General features: G+C 68.8%; 19 protein-coding genes and 2 pseudogenes. 9 read left to right on the top strand and 12 right to left on the bottom strand.

Annotated elements, in window-relative coordinates; genetic code table 11:
- Positions 1 to 16: 16 nt before the first annotated feature.
- From ACZ3H8_RS25740 to ACZ3H8_RS25715, 6 genes are all read right to left on the bottom strand, one after another.
- Entirely contained in the window at positions 17 to 1,807 is a 1,791-nt protein-coding gene (locus ACZ3H8_RS25740; protein ID WP_467405662.1) for a DoxX family protein, read from the bottom strand.
- A gap of 142 nt (positions 1,808 to 1,949) precedes the next feature.
- Entirely contained in the window at positions 1,950 to 2,900 is a 951-nt protein-coding gene (gene rlmB / locus ACZ3H8_RS25735; RefSeq protein ID WP_356228850.1) for a 23S rRNA (guanosine(2251)-2'-O)-methyltransferase RlmB, read from the bottom strand.
- Positions 2,901 to 3,015: 115 nt separating this feature from the next.
- Positions 3,016 to 4,416 carry a cysteine--tRNA ligase gene (cysS, locus tag ACZ3H8_RS25730; RefSeq protein WP_467405659.1) on the bottom strand — a complete coding sequence of 467 codons (1,401 nt, stop codon included), beginning with the start codon at positions 4,414 to 4,416 and terminating at the stop codon, positions 3,016 to 3,018.
- A 150-nt stretch (positions 4,417 to 4,566) separates the two neighbouring features.
- Positions 4,567 to 5,052: a 2-C-methyl-D-erythritol 2,4-cyclodiphosphate synthase gene (gene ispF, locus ACZ3H8_RS25725; protein WP_467405658.1), complete on the bottom strand. Its 486-nt coding sequence runs from the start codon at positions 5,050 to 5,052 to the stop codon at positions 4,567 to 4,569.
- Positions 5,042 to 5,788, bottom strand: a complete 747-nt coding sequence (gene ispD, locus ACZ3H8_RS25720) for a 2-C-methyl-D-erythritol 4-phosphate cytidylyltransferase (protein ID WP_467405655.1) — start codon at positions 5,786 to 5,788, stop codon at positions 5,042 to 5,044. Before ispD ends, ispF begins: the two co-directional genes overlap by 11 nt.
- 281 nt (positions 5,789 to 6,069) lie before the next feature.
- Positions 6,070 to 6,552 carry a CarD family transcriptional regulator gene (locus ACZ3H8_RS25715; RefSeq protein WP_003953493.1) on the bottom strand — a complete coding sequence of 161 codons (483 nt, stop codon included), beginning with the start codon at positions 6,550 to 6,552 and terminating at the stop codon, positions 6,070 to 6,072.
- A 587-nt stretch (positions 6,553 to 7,139) separates the two neighbouring features.
- Here ACZ3H8_RS25715 and ACZ3H8_RS25710 point away from each other — a divergent pair.
- Positions 7,140 to 7,829, top strand: coding sequence for a DUF461 domain-containing protein (locus tag ACZ3H8_RS25710; protein WP_467405654.1), 690 nt, complete (start codon positions 7,140 to 7,142; stop codon positions 7,827 to 7,829).
- Between the two features lie 70 nt (positions 7,830 to 7,899).
- Here the strand turns inward: ACZ3H8_RS25710 and ACZ3H8_RS25705 are convergent.
- The 3 genes and pseudogenes from ACZ3H8_RS25705 to phoR form a co-directional block, all read right to left on the bottom strand.
- A pseudogene (locus ACZ3H8_RS25705) lies at positions 7,900 to 7,971 on the bottom strand (DNA-binding response regulator); the annotation flags it as partial.
- 110 nt (positions 7,972 to 8,081) lie between these two features.
- Positions 8,082 to 8,753: a two-component system response regulator PhoP gene (gene phoP, locus ACZ3H8_RS25700; RefSeq protein ID WP_466295925.1), complete on the bottom strand. Its 672-nt coding sequence runs from the start codon at positions 8,751 to 8,753 to the stop codon at positions 8,082 to 8,084.
- 5 nt (positions 8,754 to 8,758) lie between these two features.
- On the bottom strand, positions 8,759 to 10,033 hold the full coding sequence (gene phoR / locus ACZ3H8_RS25695) for a two-component system sensor histidine kinase PhoR (RefSeq protein WP_467405651.1): 1,275 nt from the start codon (positions 10,031 to 10,033) through the stop codon (positions 8,759 to 8,761).
- 211 nt (positions 10,034 to 10,244) lie between these two features.
- Between phoR and phoU the strand changes: the two genes are divergently transcribed.
- The 3 genes and pseudogenes from phoU to ACZ3H8_RS25680 form a co-directional block, all read left to right on the top strand.
- Complete coding sequence (phoU, locus tag ACZ3H8_RS25690; protein ID WP_356228839.1) at positions 10,245 to 10,922, top strand: phosphate signaling complex protein PhoU; 678 nt, start codon at positions 10,245 to 10,247, stop codon at positions 10,920 to 10,922.
- Positions 10,923 to 11,036: 114 nt separating this feature from the next.
- Positions 11,037 to 11,186 carry a hypothetical protein gene (locus ACZ3H8_RS25685; RefSeq protein ID WP_307662617.1) on the top strand — a complete coding sequence of 50 codons (150 nt, stop codon included), beginning with the start codon at positions 11,037 to 11,039 and terminating at the stop codon, positions 11,184 to 11,186.
- A 419-nt stretch (positions 11,187 to 11,605) separates the two neighbouring features.
- Positions 11,606 to 11,836: pseudogene (locus ACZ3H8_RS25680) on the top strand (transposase); the annotation flags it as partial.
- Between the two features lie 6 nt (positions 11,837 to 11,842).
- On the opposite strand, the gene ACZ3H8_RS25675 reads toward ACZ3H8_RS25680, so the two are convergent.
- The 3 genes from ACZ3H8_RS25675 to ACZ3H8_RS25665 form a co-directional block, all read right to left on the bottom strand.
- Positions 11,843 to 12,469 (bottom strand): hypothetical protein, encoded by a 627-nt coding sequence (locus ACZ3H8_RS25675; protein ID WP_467405649.1) that lies wholly within the window; start codon positions 12,467 to 12,469, stop codon positions 11,843 to 11,845.
- A 379-nt stretch (positions 12,470 to 12,848) separates the two neighbouring features.
- The gene (locus ACZ3H8_RS25670) at positions 12,849 to 13,421 is read right to left on the bottom strand and encodes a GNAT family N-acetyltransferase (RefSeq protein ID WP_467405646.1); all 573 of its coding nucleotides are present in this window, start codon (positions 13,419 to 13,421) and stop codon (positions 12,849 to 12,851) included.
- Complete coding sequence (locus ACZ3H8_RS25665; RefSeq protein WP_467405644.1) at positions 13,418 to 14,191, bottom strand: GntR family transcriptional regulator; 774 nt, start codon at positions 14,189 to 14,191, stop codon at positions 13,418 to 13,420. Before ACZ3H8_RS25665 ends, ACZ3H8_RS25670 begins: the two co-directional genes overlap by 4 nt.
- A gap of 469 nt (positions 14,192 to 14,660) precedes the next feature.
- Between ACZ3H8_RS25665 and ACZ3H8_RS25660 the strand changes: the two genes are divergently transcribed.
- The 5 genes from ACZ3H8_RS25660 to ACZ3H8_RS25640 all read left to right on the top strand — a co-directional run bounded on the left by ACZ3H8_RS25660 (position 14,661) and on the right by ACZ3H8_RS25640 (position 16,902).
- Positions 14,661 to 14,924 (top strand): DUF6284 family protein, encoded by a 264-nt coding sequence (locus ACZ3H8_RS25660; protein WP_467405641.1) that lies wholly within the window; start codon positions 14,661 to 14,663, stop codon positions 14,922 to 14,924.
- A complete protein-coding gene (locus tag ACZ3H8_RS25655; protein WP_467405638.1) occupies positions 14,921 to 15,790 on the top strand; it encodes a DUF2637 domain-containing protein in 870 nt (289 codons plus the stop codon). Before ACZ3H8_RS25660 ends, ACZ3H8_RS25655 begins: the two co-directional genes overlap by 4 nt.
- A complete protein-coding gene (locus tag ACZ3H8_RS25650; protein ID WP_467405636.1) occupies positions 15,790 to 16,173 on the top strand; it encodes an RRQRL motif-containing zinc-binding protein in 384 nt (127 codons plus the stop codon). The genes ACZ3H8_RS25655 and ACZ3H8_RS25650 overlap by 1 nt, the downstream gene beginning before the upstream one ends.
- A 28-nt stretch (positions 16,174 to 16,201) precedes the next feature.
- On the top strand, positions 16,202 to 16,441 hold the full coding sequence (locus ACZ3H8_RS25645) for a hypothetical protein (protein ID WP_467405633.1): 240 nt from the start codon (positions 16,202 to 16,204) through the stop codon (positions 16,439 to 16,441).
- Between the two features lie 74 nt (positions 16,442 to 16,515).
- Entirely contained in the window at positions 16,516 to 16,902 is a 387-nt protein-coding gene (locus ACZ3H8_RS25640; protein ID WP_467405630.1) for a DUF6251 family protein, read from the top strand.
- Positions 16,903 to 16,937: the final 35 nt, after the last annotated feature.

The raw sequence follows: 16,937 nt of genomic DNA, 5'->3' as shown, positions 1-16,937 counted from the left end.
CGCTGCGTACTCAGCCTCAGCCGAGCAGGCCGCCGATCACCCGGCCGCCGCTCGAGCCGCCGTTGTCGCCCCCGCCGGAACCGCCCTCGCTGCCACCCGAGCCGCCGCCCGAGCCGCCAGCGCTGCCCGTGCCGCCGCTGGACGAGGGACCGGAGCTGCTGGACGGCGGCTGGACCGGCTGCGACTGTCCGGGCGGCTGCTGGCCCGTGCCCTGCGTATGGCTGGGCTGTCCGCCGATCTGGCCGGTCTCGCGGACCGTGTCCTCGGAGGGCGTGGGCTCCTCGTCCTTCGGGCTGTCGGAACGGGTCGCGGACGGCGACGGACTGCCGTCGTCACCGCTGGCGCCCGAGGAGCTGCGTTCGCCGCTGGGCTCCTGCGGCAGCGGGGACCCGGGAAGATGGTTGGTCGGGTCCTGGTTCGGCCCCGGGACCGTCACCATGTCCGTCGAGCGCACCGCCCCGCCGAGCATCGAGCCGATCAGCAGCGTGAGGCCGACCACGACGGCGGCGACGACGCTGCCGCGTCGCAGCACGCGCCGCCGCAGGTCCCACAGCTCCGAACGCGGCCCGAGCTTGCGCCATGCCTCGCCCGCGAGCCGCCCGTCGATCGAGTAGACCGGGGCGCCCGCGATGATCAGCGGGGACCAGGCGGCGAGATAGATGATGTCGGGCGCGTCGTACGCCGGCACGGTCTTCCAGCTCACCGTGAGGATCAGCGCCGCCGACAGCAGCGCGCCGATGACCGCGGCCACCCGCTGCCAGAGCCCGAGGACCGTGAGCACGCCGACTACGACCTGGAGGAAGGCGACGGTGAGGCCGGCACCCACCGGGTGGGACAGCGCGAAGTCACGCAGCGGCTCGGCGAGCGCCCACGGGTGCAGGGAGTTCAGCCACTTCACCATCGAGCCGCGCTCGCCGCCGTCGAAGTAGACGGGGTCGCAGAGCTTGCCCATCCCGGCGTAGATGGAGATGAAGCCGAGGAACACCCGCAGCGGCAGCACCACCACTCCGAGGTTCATCCGCCGCCCGGGGTAGTACGCGTGGCGGACGCCCCCCGCGTCAGCCGCTGATGTTCCCGTGGCGCCGCGGCGATGCGAGTGCGGCGGCTCGTTGCCGGTCCGCTCGAAGCTGCCGGTCCGTTCCGGGCTGCCAGTCCGCTCGAAGCTGCCGGTCCGCTCGAAGCTGCCGGTCCGCTCGAAGCTGCCGGTCCGCTCGAAGCTGCCGGTCCGCTCGAAGCAGTCGGTCCGCTCGAAGCCGCCCGTCCGCTCCGGGCTGCCAGTCCGCTCGAAGCTGTCGGTCCGCTCGAAGCAGTCGGTCCGCTCGAAGCAGTCGGTCCGCTGGAAGCTGCTGGTCCGCTCGAACTCCTCGCCCTCGTACGGCTCCTGGCCGTAGGAGTGGTACGAGTCGTACGCGCCGACCGCCTTCCGCATCGGCGGCAGCAGCGGCCTGTCCCGGTCGCGGGGAGAGCCTGGCGAGTCGTACGCGCCGACGGTGGGCGTCTGCGCGGTGTCGGCGGCCAGGTCGATCCGCGGGATGACCTGCGTGGCGCCGGTGTCGAAGGGGTCGTGCTCCGCGGTGGAGTTGCGCACGGCCTGCAGCAGGCCGGTCGCCCCGACGTCACCGGGCGCCGACTTGCCACTCCACACAACGGGCGCCCGCCGCCGCATGCCCGTCCCGGCACCGCCGAGGACAGGGATGCGCGCGGTGTCCGCCAGGGCACGTGCGGGGCGCGGTCTCTGGGCAAGCTGCACCCGGAAGCTGGCGTGGTTCACGATGACCTGCGCGGGATCGCAGTCCACCTTGACCATGCTCAGCGCAGGCTGATCATCAAACCCGGACCGGGGCGTTCTGGTGTCCACACTCATCTAACCGAGTGACTTGTGATTAGGACACTGCCCTGACTGGCCCAATCTGTCCGAGACCCGTCAAGCCCTGCCAATGCCCCCTATTTCAGACCCGGCGCTTGGCCGCCTCGTACAGCACGACACCAGCGGCGACGCCCGCGTTCAGGGACTCCGCACCGCCCGGCATGGGGATCCGGACCAGGTAGTCGCACGTCTCGCCGACCAGGCGGGACAGACCCTTGCCCTCGCTGCCGACGACGATCACGACCGGGCCGCCCAGCGCCTCGAGGTCGCCGACCTCGTGCTCACCGTCCGCCGCGAGGCCGACCACCGTGAGGCCCGCCTTCTGGTACGACTCCAGGGCCCGCGTCAGATTGGTCGCGCGGGCGACCGGGGTGCGGGCCGCCGTGCCGGCCGAGGTCTTCCAGGCGCCCGCCGTCATGCCCGCCGCCCGGCGCTCGGGGACGACCACGCCGTGGCCGCCGAACGCCGACACCGACCGGACGACGGCGCCCAGGTTGCGCGGGTCGGTCACACCGTCGAGCGCGACGATCAGCGGGTCCTCGTGGTCGTCGAAGGCCGCGGCCGCGAGGTCCTCGGGGTGCGCGTACTCGTACGGCGGGACCTGCAGCACCAGGCCCTGGTGGTTGAGCCCGTTCGTCATCCGGTCGAGCTCGGGGCGCGGCGCCTCCATGATGTTGATGTTGCCGCGGCCGGTGGCGAGCTGGAGCGCCTCGCGCACCCGCTCGTCGTTGTCGATGAACTGCTGGACGTAGAGCGTGGAGGCGGGCACGCCGTCACGCAGCGCCTCGAAGACGGGGTTGCGGCCGACGACCATCTCGGACGTGCCCTTGCCGCCGCGCCGGGCGACGGGGCGGCGCGTGGCCTGCTTTGCCTGGGCGTTGGCGATGCGGTTCTTCTTGTGCCCCTTACGGGCGGAAGCGGGCGGCGTCGGGCCCTTGCCCTCGAGGCCACGGCGTCGCTGGCCACCGCTGCCGACCTTCGCGCCCTTCTTGTTGGACGTGCGGCGGTTCCTGCGCTGGCTGTTCCCGGCCATGACTACCTGTTTCCTGAAGCTTCGAATGCGTACGTATGTAGAAAGTGTGCCCCCGGGAGTCCGGGCGGGCTGTTTTTGTCCCGGGGGACACCCCTGGACCCCCGGCTGCCGCCGGTCAGCTGGCTCCGAGGGTCCAGCGCGGCCCGTCAGGACCGTCCTCGATGACCAGGCCCGTCTGCTGCAGCTGGTCGCGGATGGCGTCGGCGGTCGCCCAGTCCTTGCGGGCGCGGGCCGCCTCACGTTGCTGCAGCACCAGCCAGACCAGGGTGTCGACGACGCCGTGGAGGTCTTGGCCGCGGCCGGTCTCGCCCGCCCAGTGCTCGTCCAGCGGGTCCAGGCCGAGGACGCCGAGCATGGCCCGCACCTCGGCGAGCCGGGCGACGGCGGCTTCCTTGTCGTCGGCGGCCAGTGCGGAGTTCCCCTGGCGGACCGTGGTGTGGACGATGGCGAGCGCCTGCGGGACGCCCAGGTCGTCGTCCATCGCCTCGGCGAAGGCGGGCGGGACCTCGGGCGCGGCGTCGACCGGGCCCCCGGCCTTCTCGACGACGCGCTGCACGAAGCCCTCGATCCGCGCGAACGCGGACTCGGCCTCGCGCAGGGCCTCCTCGCTGTACTCGATCATCGAGCGGTAGTGCGGCGTACCGAGGTAGTAGCGCAGCACGATGGGCCGCCAGCGCTTGACCATCTCGGAGACGAGCACCGAATTGCCGAGCGACTTCGACATCTTCTCGCCGCTCATCGTGACCCAGGCGTTGTGCACCCAGTACTTCGCGAACTCGTCGCCGAAGGCCTTGGCCTGGGCGATCTCGTTCTCGTGGTGCGGGAAGATCAGGTCGATCCCGCCGCCGTGGATGTCGAATGCCTCGCCCAGGTACTTGTGCGCCATCGCCGAGCACTCGAGGTGCCAGCCGGGGCGGCCGCGGCCCCACGGGGTCTCCCAGGAGGGCTCGCCGGGCTTGGCCGCCTTCCACATGGCGAAGTCGCGGGGGTCCCGCTTGCCGGTCTCGCCCTCGCTCTCCGGCTGCAGCAGGTTGTCCAGCTCCTGGTTGGACAGCTCCAGATAGCCCTCGAAGGAGCGCACATCGAAGTAGACGTTGCCGTCCGCCTCGTAGGCGTGCCCGCGCTCGATGAGGCCGCGCATCATCTCGACCATCTCGGTGATGTGGCCGGTGGCGCGCGGTTCGTACGTGGGCGGCAGGCAGCCGAGGGCGTCGTAGCCGTCGTTGAAGGCGCGCTCGTTCTCGTACCCGATCGACCACCAGGCTCGGTTCTGCTCCGCCGACTTCTTGATGATCTTGTCGTCGATGTCCGTCACATTGCGCACGAAAGTCACGTCATAGCCGCGGTACTCGAACCAGCGGCGCATGATGTCGAAATTCAGACCCGACCTGATGTGCCCGATGTGCGGGGCAGCCTGCACCGTAGCGCCGCACAGGTAGATCGAGACACAACCCGGCAGAAGCGGGGTGAAGTCACGGATCTGCCGGGCGCTGGTGTCGTACAGGCGAATAGTCACGCATCAAGGGTAGTGGCCCGATGCCAGTGCCCCGCGCCCCTTCTGGGCCACGGGGACAACTTTGTGACTATGTCCGACCGGAATACGAGCCGCCCCCGGGGTTCCCTGTCCACAACTCGCCCCCCCGTACCGGGTATTTCACGCCGGGATTCAGCCGGCCGTCCGGAACACCAATGCCGTGGCAATCGCGGCCAGTCCCTCGGCGCGACCGGTAAGCCCGAGCCCGTCCGTCGTGGTGCCCGACACGGAGACGGGCGCGCCGACCGCCTCGCCCAGCGCCTTCTGGGCCTCGTCACGCCGCTTGCCGATCTTCGGGCGTACGCCGATGACCTGGACGGCGACATTGCCGATCTCGAAGCCCTCGGCCCGTACGATCCGCGCCGCCTCGGCGAGCAGCGTGACACCGGAGGCACCGGACCACTCGGGGCGGTCCGTGCCGAAGTGGGCGCCGAGGTCGCCGACGCCGGCCGCGGAGAAGAGCGCGTCGCACGCGGCGTGGGCGGCCACGTCGCCGTCGGAGTGCCCGGCGAGCCCGTCCTCGCCCTCCCACAGCAGTCCGACGCACCACAGTTCGCGCCCCGCCTCGAAGGCGTGGACGTCGGTCCCGATGCCGATCTGGGGCACCTTAAAAGCCATCGTTGGCCCTCCTCCGGGCGAGGACCGCCTCGGCGAGTACGAGATCGAGGGGGCGGGTCACCTTGAACGCCTCCTCGTGGCCGGGTACGACCACGACGGGCTCGCCGAGCTGCTCGACCATGCCCGCATCGTCCGTCGCACCCTCGCCGTTCAGCGCGACCGTCTCGTGCGCGCGTACGAGCGTGTCCCGGTCGAAGCCCTGCGGGGTCTGTACGGAGCGCAGCCGGGCCCGCGGGGGCGTGGCGACGACCGGCTCGGGCGCGCCCTTCTCGCCCGGCTCGACCTCCTTGACGGTGTCCGCGAGCGGCAGCGCGGGCACGACGGCCGGGGCCCCGTCCCGTACCGCCTCGATGACGGCGTCCACGGTGTCGACGGGAACCAGCGGGCGGGCGGCGTCATGGACGAGGACGATGCTGATGTTGTCCGGGAGCGCGTCGAGTCCGAGGCGTACGGACTCCTGGCGGGTGTCACCGCCCGGCACGACCAGGTAGTCGGTCCTCTGGGGCAGGGCGTGCTCGTCGAGGAGGTTCTTGACCTCGGGTGCGCCCTCGGGCGGGGCCACCACGACGACGAGCGACACGGCCCGGGACGCGGCCATGGCGCGTACCGCGTGGATGAGCATGGGCGTGCCGTTCAGCGTACGGAGCGCTTTGGGGGCGCCCGGGCCGAGCCGTACTCCCCGGCCGGCCGCCGGGATCACCGCTGCGGTGCGGTACGGGCGCGATTCGTCTGACATCGGTTGCACTCCGGCAGGTTTGTTTCCTCGGCCGACATGGGTATGGCCACAGCGTGCCGGGCGCGACGCCTTGACCGGACCCTTCCGTGACAACTGGTCTGCGCCAGCCGCCCGGGCCCGGCACACCAAAGGGTCGGGGTGTTGTGCGTGCTGTGAGCGGCGGCGAGCAGAGACACGTCAAGCAGAGACACATGGAGATGGACATGCCGCAGCGCCCGGCGACAGGACTGTAGTCACAGCATGTCAGCGGGCACCGCGGCATTTTTGGTGCGTTGTGTGCGTCAGGACGCGAGGACCTCGTCGAGCAGAGCCTCGGCCTTGTCTTCGTTGGTGTTCTCCGCGAGGGCGAGCTCGCTCACCAGGATCTGGCGCGCCTTGGCGAGCATCCGCTTCTCACCTGCGGAGAGCCCACGCTCACGCTCACGACGCCACAGGTCACGCACCACTTCGGCGACCTTGATGACATCGCCGGAGGCGAGCTTCTCGAGATTTGCCTTGTAGCGACGGGACCAGTTCGTCGGCTCTTCTGCATACGGTGCGCGCAGCACCTCGAAGACCCGGTCGAGCCCGTCCTGACCGACCACATCGCGTACGCCTACGAACTCCGCATTGTCCGCCGGCACGCGAACCGTCAAGTCGCCTTGGGCGACCTTGAGCACCAAGTAGGTCTTGTCCACGCCTTTGATCTGGCGAGTTTCGATGGCCTCGATCAGCGCGGCCCCGTGATGGGGATAGACCACGGTGTCGCCAACCTTGAACGTCATGTGACAGGTACCCCTTCCGTGGCTATCCAGAGTAACACGAGAACCGCTTCTTCTGAATGGCGTTTTCGCAGGTCAGGGCATATCTCGGGGCTTGACAACTGCAACACGAACGTGCTGCGGACGACTTGTGGAGGGGGGTATTCGCAGGTCGGAGCGGCTCTGCGGGCGGAGAGAAACGCGCACGTTACACACAGCAGGACCCCCCTCAGGGGGTATGAACGTCCCGATTTGCCTGGTTCTCAGTGGTGAACTTCCCGTACTCCGTTCGGCGGTCGGTCACCCGTACGGACGGATCTGCGCCGAATCCGGAATTGATCACCGGCGGGTATTCGGTAAGAAATGTGTGGCGGCCCGGGGAATTGATCACCGCTGTTATGTGAACGGAGTACGAAACGGCGAGAGCGCGGGGCGGCGGACCGGCCGGGGCGGGCGAAGGGGCGGGTCGGGTGCGGGGCGGGCACGGGCGATCGGTAACCTAAGCGCGAACTGACACAGGCTTGGCGATCTGCGGGCCGGTTGACATGCCAGTTCACCAGCCCGTCCCCAGCCAGTCAGTCCGTCCGTACGTCCAAGGAGATGCCGCCGCCGTGAGCCGCAGCCTTCGACGCGGTGCCCTCGCCGCCACTGCCGTCGTGTTCTCGATCGCCTCGCTCGCCGCCTGCGGTGCGGGCAACAACGCGGAGACCCTCCAGGTCAAGCCGGACAATGCCGCGACGGCGGTCGACACCATCGAGATCCAGAACGCGACGGTGATCACTCAGCCGAAGGTGGACGCCGAAGGCCCTGCGGCCGTCTCCGCGACGGTCTTCAACAACGGTTCCAAGCAGCAGACGCTCGACACGATCACGCTGCCGGGTTCGAACACCGCGGTGAAGCTGTCCCCGGCCCAGGGCTCGGGCCCGATCACGGTTCCGGCGCAGGGCTCGGTGATCATCGGCGGCGCGGGCAACGCGTCCGCGGTGATCGAGAACGGCCAGGAGGTGGCGAAGAACGCGGGCGGCGTCCAGGAGGTCGCCTTCCGCTTCAGCGAGACGGGCGACGTGAAGTTGCAGGCGTTCGTGGTCCCGGCGACAAGCTTCTTTGCGAGCTACGGCCCCAGCTCGCTGCCGAAGCCGCCGGCGCAGGAGGGCGAGCCCTCCGGCGCCCCGTCCACGACGCCGTCCGGCACCCCGTCCCAGACGGCCACGGGCCATGCGGGCACGCCGGGCAACGGCGAATCGGGCGAACCTGGCACCCCGTCGGACTCGTCGTCGGCGTCCCACGACGCGGGCCACTGAGACAGCAGTACGCATACGAGGGCGCCCCGCCGGAAGCCTGGCGGGGCGCCCTCGTATGTTCCGGGCCGGTTTACGGCTCGAACTTGTAGCCCAGACCACGCACCGTCACCAGGTACCGCGGCGCCCCCGGGTCCGGCTCGAGCCCCATCCCACGTGCGCCCCTCGCACCGCTCGGCGCCAGGGGCGCCTCACGGGCTTCGGAGCGCTGTGCCGGACTCCGTCCGGCCGACCGGCACCTCGGCCCGGGCCGGTTTACGGCTCGAACTTGTAGCCCAGACCACGCACCGTCACCAGGTACCGCGGCGCCCCCGGGTCCGGCTCGATCTTGGCGCGGAGGCGCTTGACGTGGACGTCCAGCGTCTTGGTGTCGCCCACGTAGTCCGCGCCCCAGACGCGGTCGATCAGCTGCATACGGGTCAGCACCCGGCCCGCGTTGCGCAGCAACATCTCCAGCAGGTCGAACTCCTTCAGCGGGAGGTCGACCTTCCCGCCCGAGACCGTGACGACGTGGCGGTCCACGTCCATCCGGACCGGGCCGGCCTCCAGGGCCGCCGGGGTGACCTCCTCCGGCTCTCCGCGGCGGCGCAGGACCGCGCGGATGCGGGCGACCAGCTCCCGCGAGGAGAAGGGCTTGGTGACGTAGTCATCGGCTCCTATTTCCAGCCCGACGACCTTGTCGATCTCGCTGTCCTTGGCGGTCACCATGATGACCGGGACGTTCGAGCGGCCGCGCAGCTGGCGGCACACCTCGGTGCCCGGCAGCCCGGGCAGCATCAGGTCGAGGAGGACGAGGTCGGCGCCATTGCGCTCGAACTCGTCGAGTCCCTCGGGCCCCGTGGTCGCGATGGCGACCTCGAAGCCCTCCTTGCGGAGCATGTAGGACAGGGCGTCGCTGAATGATTCCTCATCCTCGACGACGAGCACTCGGGTCACGGAAGGACCTCCGGGGCAGGGATTTCGGCGTTCGGATCGGTGTCGTAAGGCCGGTCGTCGTCCTCGTCGACGCGATCCGGTCCGTTGGGTGAGCGTTCCCGGCCGGCGCCCGCTTCGGGCAGCCGCAGGGTGAATGTGGAGCCCTGGCCCTCGGAGCTCCACACAGTGACCTCCCCGCCGTGCGAGGCGGCCACATGCTTGACGATGGCCAGGCCCAGGCCGGTGCCCCCGGTGGCCCGGGAGCGGGCGGGGTCGACGCGGTAGAACCGCTCGAAGACCCGCTCGCGGTCCTTTTCGGAGATGCCGATGCCCTGGTCGGTGACGGAGATCTCGATGAGATCCCCACCGGGCGCGGAGACTCGGCGCGCGGATACGCCGACACGGGTGCGGGCCGGCGAGTAGTTGACGGCGTTCTCGACCAGGTTGCCGAGTGCCGCGGCGAGCTGACCGCGATTGCCCCAGATGTGCAGGTCGGCGGTGGCTCCCCCAGGGCCTCCGCCCCCAACGGCCATCGTGATCTGTTTGGTGGACGCGGGGTGCCGGGAACGGTCGATGGCCTCGGCGACCAGTTCGTCCACGCGTACCGGTTCGGCGTCCTCCAGCGGGTCGTCGTTCTGCACCCGGGAGAGGTCGATGAGCTCCTGTACGAGATTGGTGAGCCGGGTCGCCTCGATCTGCATCCGGCCGGCGAAGCGGGTGACCGCCTCGGGGTCGTCCGAGGCGTCCATGACCGCCTCGGAGAGCAGGGAGAGCGCACCGACCGGGGTCTTGAGCTCATGGCTGACGTTCGCGACGAAGTCCCGCCGTACCGCTTCGATCCGGCGGGCCTCTGTGAGGTCCTCGACCAGCAGAAGGACGAGCCGGGAGCCGAGGGGGGCCACCCGGGCGGAGACGGCGAGGGCCTCGCCGCGGCCGGTGCCGCGCCGTGGCAGGTCCAGTTCCACCTGCCGTATCTCGCCGTCTCGACGGGTGTCGCGGGCCATGTGCAGCATCGGCTCGACGGCGAGCTTTCCGCCGCGGACCAGACCGAGGGCGTACGCCGCGGAGCTGGCCTTGACGACGGAGTCGCTCTCGTCGAGTACGACAGCGGAGGAGCGGAGCACGGACAGGACCGTGTCGACGCCGGGCGGCAGCACGGCGTCGGTGTGCAGGGAAGTGCGAGTGGGTCTCGCCTGGTCGCGTTCGCTCCAGCGGAACGCCAGCATGGCGATGACACCGGTACACAACCCGGCGATCGCTGCCGCTGCGGCGACCGCCGCGTTCACGTCCATGCATCCAGGTTATGCGTGGTCGGCGAGATGCTCCCAGCCATTCGGGTGGCACCTCGAACAGTCGTCGCCCAGAGTTCACCAAGGGGATAGTGCCGGTTCATTTGCGAGGGAGACTCCGGACGCGTAACGGACAGAACGTGGGAGCGTGGTGGTCCGAGGGGCACCCCCTGACCCCACCCGGACCCCGGTCACATCTAGAGAGGGACACCCCATGCGGGACGCGTACCACGAGGAACTGGACTCGATCGGCGAGGGCCTGGTCGAAATGGCCCGGCTGGTCGGGTCGGCGATCGGGCGCGCCACCACGGCCATGCTCGACGCCGATCTCAAGCTCGCCGAGAGTGTGATCGCCGCCGACCAGAAGGTCGACGATCTGCAGCACGACCTGGAGGCACGGGCGATCGCCCTGCTGGCCCGGCAGCAGCCGGTCGCGACGGACCTGCGGATCGTGGTGACCTCGCTGCGGATGAGCGCGGACCTGGAGCGCTCGGGCGACCTGGCCCAGCATGTGGCCAAGCTGGCCCGGCTGCGCTTCCCCGACAAGGCCGTGCCGAACGACCTGCACGCCACCATCCTGGAGATGGGGCAGCTGGCGCAGCGGCTGATGGCCAAGGCGGCGGAGGTCATCATCACCAAGGACGTCGACCTGGCGCTGCAGCTGGAGACGGACGACGACGAGATGGACCTGCTGCACCGCACGCTCTTCCAGCACCTGATCGACGACCGCTGGAAGCACGGCATCGAGACGGCGGTGGACGTGACGCTGCTCGGCCGCTACTACGAGCGCTTCGCCGACCACGCGGTGTCGGTGGCGAAGCGGGTTGTGTACCTGGTCACGGGCGAGCACGCGGACGAGCTCCAGCCGCCGACGCAGGTCGAGGGCGCGTAGCCGCCGCGGGGGCACGGCGGGCGGGCCATGCCTCCGCGCGCTGTTGATGCGCCCGCCGCAGTGGGCATGGGATGGGCAGTGGCGGCACATCTCGTACGCCCATGAGGAGGGACCATGGCCGAATCCCCCACGACCGAACTTCAGCAGGACACACCTGTTGAAGTGGTGTTCCTGCCCGTCCTCGGCGCCTGCGGCTGCGGCTCGGGCTGCGGCTGCGGCTGCCAGTCGGGCGCGCCCTGCCAGTGCGGCGGCTGCTGCGGCTAGCCGAACCTTCGTACGGCATCGTACGCATACGAGAGGGCCCCGTCCTCAACGGACGGGGCCCTCTCGCGTACGTACCGCGCTACTTCTTCTTGCCCTGGGTCTGATGGGCCCGTTTCTCGGCCCTGGTCAGAGACGTGGGCACCCCAACTGACCTGCGGTCGGGTGGCCATTACTGGTCGTTGTTGGCCGTTGCTTGTCATCCCCGGAGGGCCCAGAGAGGGCCCAGAGAGAGAGATCCCGGCAGAGCCGGCCAAGACTGCTTATTAAGAGGAGCACGACCCGCGTGCGCGTGCACCGACTGACGACAACCGTCCTCGAAGTAGCTGTCATGGGGTTGGCAGGCCCCTACGAGGGACGCGACCCTCCTGCTGGCCGGGCTGAACGCTGCCTCGCGGCTGGACTGGTCTCGTTGCGTGGTCGACTCCTCCCACGTCAGGGCCCCGGTCCACGCTCGCGGCATCGTGCCCGCGATCGCCCGTCGCGGCACAGGACTGGGAACCTACCGCTGGGTCGTGGAGAGGACCTTCGCGTGGCTGCACGGCTTCCGACGCCTGCGGATCCGCTGGGAACGGCGAGCAGACATCCATGAAGCGTTCCTCAAACTCGCCTGCTGCCTCATCACCCACCGACAACTCGGCTCATTGTGTTAGCCGCTGTTAAAGCCGGGGGCTCCTTTCACCTGGCTCGGGTGGGGGAGTTCGCGGAGGCAATCGGGCCTTCGAATTTAGGGCGAGGCATCTCCTGCGAAGATACGCAGCGAGGAAGGCAAACCCCGCGATACCGAACGGTAGAAATACTACGTCCTCGTAATGCATATATTCGCCACCAGGTGTTAACCACTTTGCCCACTCGCGGACAGAGGCGACCGTGTACGCGTTTAGCCAGGCGAAGGAGATCCAGTAGAGCACTCGCATCGTTTGCGCCCGAAGCCCGGTCAGGGGCTGCAAGACGAGGAGACGCCGGAGCCCTGCATGTTGGGGCTTAGCTGCAGTTTCCTTGCCGGCTTCTTCGGCCGACTGGTAGCAGCGTTCGAGCCAGGCTTCGGTTGCTTGCGTGGCACCAACTTTGGGCCCGAGCAGCTTTCTGGCCTGGATCCAGTTTGTGATGAACTGAACTTCTGAGTTGGCTTTTTCGAGTTGCGCCTTGTATCGCTGCTCGAAGTCCCTTCTTCTTCGATAGTCCTTGAGTGTGAGCCCGATGCCGCCGATCAGGGCCGTAACGACGGCGGTGGTGACGGGAACCACGAGCTCACGAAGCTGCTCGCTCAGGTCGATTGCAGGCATAGCCTGACTTTGGGACTGCGGGTTGCCTCGAGGCCGGTATCGACACCGGGTCTATCGCTCGAAAGTAAAGAAAAAAGGTTTCGGTACTCCTGCCGGAGGCCGTACCGGAGGTGCGGCGCCGCCGCTGGAGGCCCGACGGCACCAGTAAACGTGGACCAGCTTCGGCGCCACCTGCAACCAGCGGGCGAGGCCTCGGGCATCCACCCGCGTGACCAGTCCCATTCCAGCCCCCATCAGGCAGGAACCGCCACCAGCGCAGCAAGTCCGTGCCGTACGAGCGAACCGTCGACGCGGGCCATCCACATGCCTGAGCCTCACCAAAGAACGCGTCAACCGACTCCAGCAGACCCCGTCCGCGTTCCAGCAGCAGTCCGGGGTCTCACTCACGAAGGAGGAAGTTTTCGCCCAGACTGCAAGTCTCATCGGTGAATCCGTGCTCTGCGGGACGGGCTAGGCGCTGAGCAAGCCAGCCAGATACCCGAGGACCGCCGTTCACGGCCACTCCCTCAAGGACTGTCCGAACATGCTCGAAGCCTTGCCGAAGGTAGTACGCCTGAAGCCCCTCGTTTGTCGTCCACGCGTCCAGACGGAGCCACTTGGCTCCGGCCTGGTAAGCCCGATCCCCCGCCCAATCGAGCAGGCGCCCCCCGACATTCGCCCCGGCATGCGTGCGCGCCACAGTGAGCTTGTTGATGAACAGAGAAGGCTCCGAGAGTTCCTGCTCTGTCCAGAGCCCTGCCTCTGCATCAGGAGTCAGAGTGATGGTCGCAACCGTCGCATCGCCGTCCAGAGCCATGAAGACAGTCCCTGCCTCGATGGTCTCCAGCAGCTTGTCAGCGGGATAGGGGCGTCGCCACTGGTCGGTGCCGAGACGGGAAAGCCAAGCTGCGGCCTCCTCGCGGAAGGCCACCAGCCTGGAGACGTCGTCTGGGCGGGCGGGGATGATTCTCACTGAGGCTCGTTCTCGCTTCGGGCGGTCAGGTCGCCGATCTCGTAGTTCATCCGGTTGAGGTCGCCCCGGAACGTGGTGATGGTGCACCGGATGGGCCGGTCCTCGGAGTAGCCGGTACGCGTCCAAAGCAGTACCGGAACTCCAGCGCCGATCTCCAACAATCGCGCCTCGTCCGGTGTCGGCATGCGCGCGGCGATCTCGTCGAAGTACCCGATCTGCTCAATGCCTTGAGCCGCTAGGTACCGCGTGGTTCCCTCGTCGATGTCTCCTGGCTCGGCAAGTCGCGGCGACGCGTCGACCAGCCACGATGGATAGTAGGTCGCTTGCATCGACCAAGGGACGTCGTCCACATAGCGATGACAAAACCGCAATACCGCCTTCGTACCTGTCGTGATGTTCAGGCGCTGGGCGATCTCCTCCGGCGCCGGCAGCATCTCGACTCGGAACGTCTGGTGCGGCCGTCGGCCCGCGTTGGTGACGTCGGTGCTGTACGAGTCCCCGTTCTGCGGGAAGTTCAGATTCTCGAACCGGGACGCGTTGAGTTCGAACACCTCGTGAGACTTGACCTCGTAGCCGAGTCCCTGGCTGGACGTCAGCAATCCCTCGCTGACCAGCAGGCTCAGCCCGTTGCGGACGGTGTTCCGCGACGCGTCGAACCGCTGCTGTAGGTCGTTCTCGGAGGGCAGCCGCGACCCCGGCGGGAACGTGCCGTTGTCGATCTCGCGGCGCAGGGCATCGGCGACTTGCCGGTACTTCGGCTGCTTGTTCATGCCCTCATCATGACGCACTCGCGCAACTTGTTGGTACATGTAGGCCAACCCCCTTGACGACTCACTGTCCGTGGGTGCAGCATCACTGCATCAGCTTGTACCAACAAGCTGAACGGGTGGTGCAACACCCTCAAGTTTGGCCCTACCTGCACTGTCAGCGCCCGGAGGAAAGCCCGCAGGGGTGAGTACGAAGGAAGCGCCCGTCGGTTGAGAACTCAACAGAGTGTCGAAGCAAGACCACCGCCCCACCGCTGTGAGCGAGTGGGCGGGCGCGTACGGGTTCGTCCCGTGCGCGGTACAGCACGACCGACCCCGCAGCGGTTCTGCGGCCGGTTGCCTCCGCTGCTCGTCTCGTACGAGCAGCGCTGAGGGGAGCCGGATCTACCGACTTCAACGGCGCGCGCCCCCGGAGCTGGCGCTCCGGGGGCGCTGTTCGGGCCGTTGCCACCTGCTAGGGAGAACACGACCCATGAACCACATCGTCACTGTTCAGGACGCTGTTACCGCGTTCGCCGACTTCATGGAGCCGACGGATGCGGAGCTGGACGCCATCGAGCGTGAGATGCCCGTCATCCGCGCGGAGCTGGACCTGCTGGACGCACAGATCATCGTTATCGACCGCACGCCGACCGAGCTGGACGAGCGGCGCATCCGCCGGGCCCGCCGCCGGGTGCTGGCCGCTCACCGCGACCAGGTCAACGGCAACGCCGGGCAGTCGGGCGGTGCGGCATGAACCTTCACCGCAAAGGGCGGGCCTCCCTCGTACTGGCCCTGATCGCCGTGGTCGCCATGGCCTTCCGGGTCTCCTGGAACGCCCTGCGCGACATCGCCAACGCCGTGGGCGCGGACACCACCGCCGCGACCCTGTACCCGTTCGTGGTCGACGGTCTGATGGCCCTGGCGCTGGTCGCGACCCTGGTACTGGCCGGACGGGATCGGACGTTCGCGCTGCGGGTGCTGGGCACCTACACGCTCGCCTCGCTGGTCCTCAACTACGTCCACGGCCTCGTCCCGGAACTCCACGGCGGGACGGTCGACTGGGGCCGACTGGCCGACTGGGACCCGGCAAACTGGGCGCTCGTGCTGCTGGCGACGTCGCTTCCGGTCGGGTCGATCTACTTCGGCTCGGACCTCGTGGCGAAGGTCCTGCACCACCGACCCGACACCACCACAGATGCGGAGAAAACGACTCAGATCGAAGCAGAACGGTCTACCTCTGACCTGGCCGAGTCGACTCCCGCACCCCTCGCGCCGGTCGCCGAACTGCCCGTCATCGAGGCAGCCGACCCAGCCTCAACACCCCGTGAGCGGGTGCTCGAACAGCTCGGTCTGCCAACCGAGCCGACCGCACCGGTCGGGCCAGCACCGAGGCGACCGACCGGCCCCGTACCGGAGTCCGCCCGCAGTCCGCGGCCGAACCGCACGGCGGACCAACTGCTTGATGAGGCCCGCACGGGCACGGCCGACTGGCCTGATGAGGCGCTGACGGCCGAGGCGATCCGTAAGTCGGTCCGCACGTCGTCCGCCAACGGCCGCACCCTGCGCGACGCGCTTCGCGCTGAGCGTGCGGCGGGCGGGCCGGTTGAGGTGGCCGCCTGATGTCCCCGGCGTTCGGTAAGTGCTACGACCCGAACGGCGCCCACTACGGCATCCCAACCTTCCCGTGGCGGCTCGCGCCGGACGGCTACGCCACCCGACGTCAGCTCCGGGCCCAAGGATTACGCCCCGGGCAGCCAGTTGCCGCGCAGGTCATGCGCCGCTGTCGGGGCAGCAAGTCCGGGGTCCTGGTGGCCTATCTCTACCGCGTCGACCTCGCGAAACCGGTGCGGCCGATGACACCGGCGAAATGGGCTGCGCTCGCCAAGGCGATGACCGCCCGCCGCACCTGCCCTTCCTGCCGCACGGATGCCGGGTACTGCATCCCGGTCTCGCTCGGTATGTGCGTGACCTGCGCCTACCCCTCCTTACAGCGCGCTGCCTGAACACCCAATCCCGTCAAGGAGATTCGCTGTGACCAGCCAGACCGCCACCACGTGGCCCATCGATGCGCTCTTCCGGTTCTTGACCATCGTCGGCGCGACCGTCGACGTCGTGCCGCAGCCGACCACAGCTCTGCCGGACCGCCACGCGGCCATCTGCCGGGGATGCGAAGCGTCCTACATCAACCACGTCGGCGTGAGCTACGACCTCAAGGACTGGGCTCAGACCCACTCCGAGAGCTGCCGCGCTCTTCCGCGCCCCACCGCCTGACCTGGCACTTCACGACCGTGCGTTGCCGGAGCGTGCGTTCCCTGCGCCGGTTCCAACTGACTGGGAGATCCCCGATGGACTCCGAACACCTGCCCGTTCCCGGCGTCGTCCGCCTCCCGGACGGCCGATTCGTCTACAACGACAGCCCCGCCCACCTGGTGCCCACCGAGCCGCAGCACGCGGCCCCGGCGCCGATGGTGGTGCAGCACATTCACCACGCTCCGCCGGACCGGACCGTGCAGCGCATCGCGCTCGGCTCCGGAGTCGGGGCCGGCACGGTGGCAGCCGGGGTCTACTTCGGCCCGCTGCTGGTCGGCGTGCTGACCGCGATGGCTGCCAACCTCGCACTACTCGCCCTGATCGCCGCTGTCTGCGCCTGGGGCATCGTCACCGTCGTCCGCTCCGTGGGCGGCAACGACGGCAAGGCCGCCGCCAAACGGCTTGGCCGCAAGGGACGTTGACCCTTCCGCCCGTCCAGCGAGAGGCGGAAGCCGTA

It is taken from the genome of Streptomyces sp. NPDC002868 (assembly GCF_055563295.1).
This window is presented reverse-complemented; position numbering and strand designations above follow the sequence as displayed.

Excerpts from the sequence above, each read along its gene's own strand:
- ACZ3H8_RS25675 (WP_467405649.1), bottom strand. The coding sequence starts at position 12,469 with ATGCCTGCAATCGACCTGAGCGAGCAGCTTCGTGAGCTCGTGGTTCCC.
- ispF (WP_467405658.1), bottom strand. The coding sequence starts at position 5,052 with ATGGCTTTTAAGGTGCCCCAGATCGGCATCGGGACCGACGTCCACGCC.
- ACZ3H8_RS25740 (WP_467405662.1), bottom strand. The coding sequence starts at position 1,807 with ATGGTCAAGGTGGACTGCGATCCCGCGCAGGTCATCGTGAACCACGCC.
- ispD (WP_467405655.1), bottom strand. The coding sequence starts at position 5,788 with ATGTCAGACGAATCGCGCCCGTACCGCACCGCAGCGGTGATCCCGGCG.
- ACZ3H8_RS25655 (WP_467405638.1), top strand. The coding sequence starts at position 14,921 with ATGAACCTTCACCGCAAAGGGCGGGCCTCCCTCGTACTGGCCCTGATC.
- phoU (WP_356228839.1), top strand. The coding sequence starts at position 10,245 with ATGCGGGACGCGTACCACGAGGAACTGGACTCGATCGGCGAGGGCCTG.
- rlmB (WP_356228850.1), bottom strand. The coding sequence starts at position 2,900 with ATGGCCGGGAACAGCCAGCGCAGGAACCGCCGCACGTCCAACAAGAAG.
- ACZ3H8_RS25665 (WP_467405644.1), bottom strand. The coding sequence starts at position 14,191 with ATGAACAAGCAGCCGAAGTACCGGCAAGTCGCCGATGCCCTGCGCCGC.
- ACZ3H8_RS25685 (WP_307662617.1), top strand. The coding sequence starts at position 11,037 with ATGGCCGAATCCCCCACGACCGAACTTCAGCAGGACACACCTGTTGAA.
- ACZ3H8_RS25640 (WP_467405630.1), top strand. The coding sequence starts at position 16,516 with ATGGACTCCGAACACCTGCCCGTTCCCGGCGTCGTCCGCCTCCCGGAC.
- ACZ3H8_RS25660 (WP_467405641.1), top strand. The coding sequence starts at position 14,661 with ATGAACCACATCGTCACTGTTCAGGACGCTGTTACCGCGTTCGCCGAC.
- ACZ3H8_RS25650 (WP_467405636.1), top strand. The coding sequence starts at position 15,790 with ATGTCCCCGGCGTTCGGTAAGTGCTACGACCCGAACGGCGCCCACTAC.
- phoR (WP_467405651.1), bottom strand. The coding sequence starts at position 10,033 with ATGGACGTGAACGCGGCGGTCGCCGCAGCGGCAGCGATCGCCGGGTTG.
- ACZ3H8_RS25715 (WP_003953493.1), bottom strand. The coding sequence starts at position 6,552 with ATGACGTTCAAGGTTGGCGACACCGTGGTCTATCCCCATCACGGGGCC.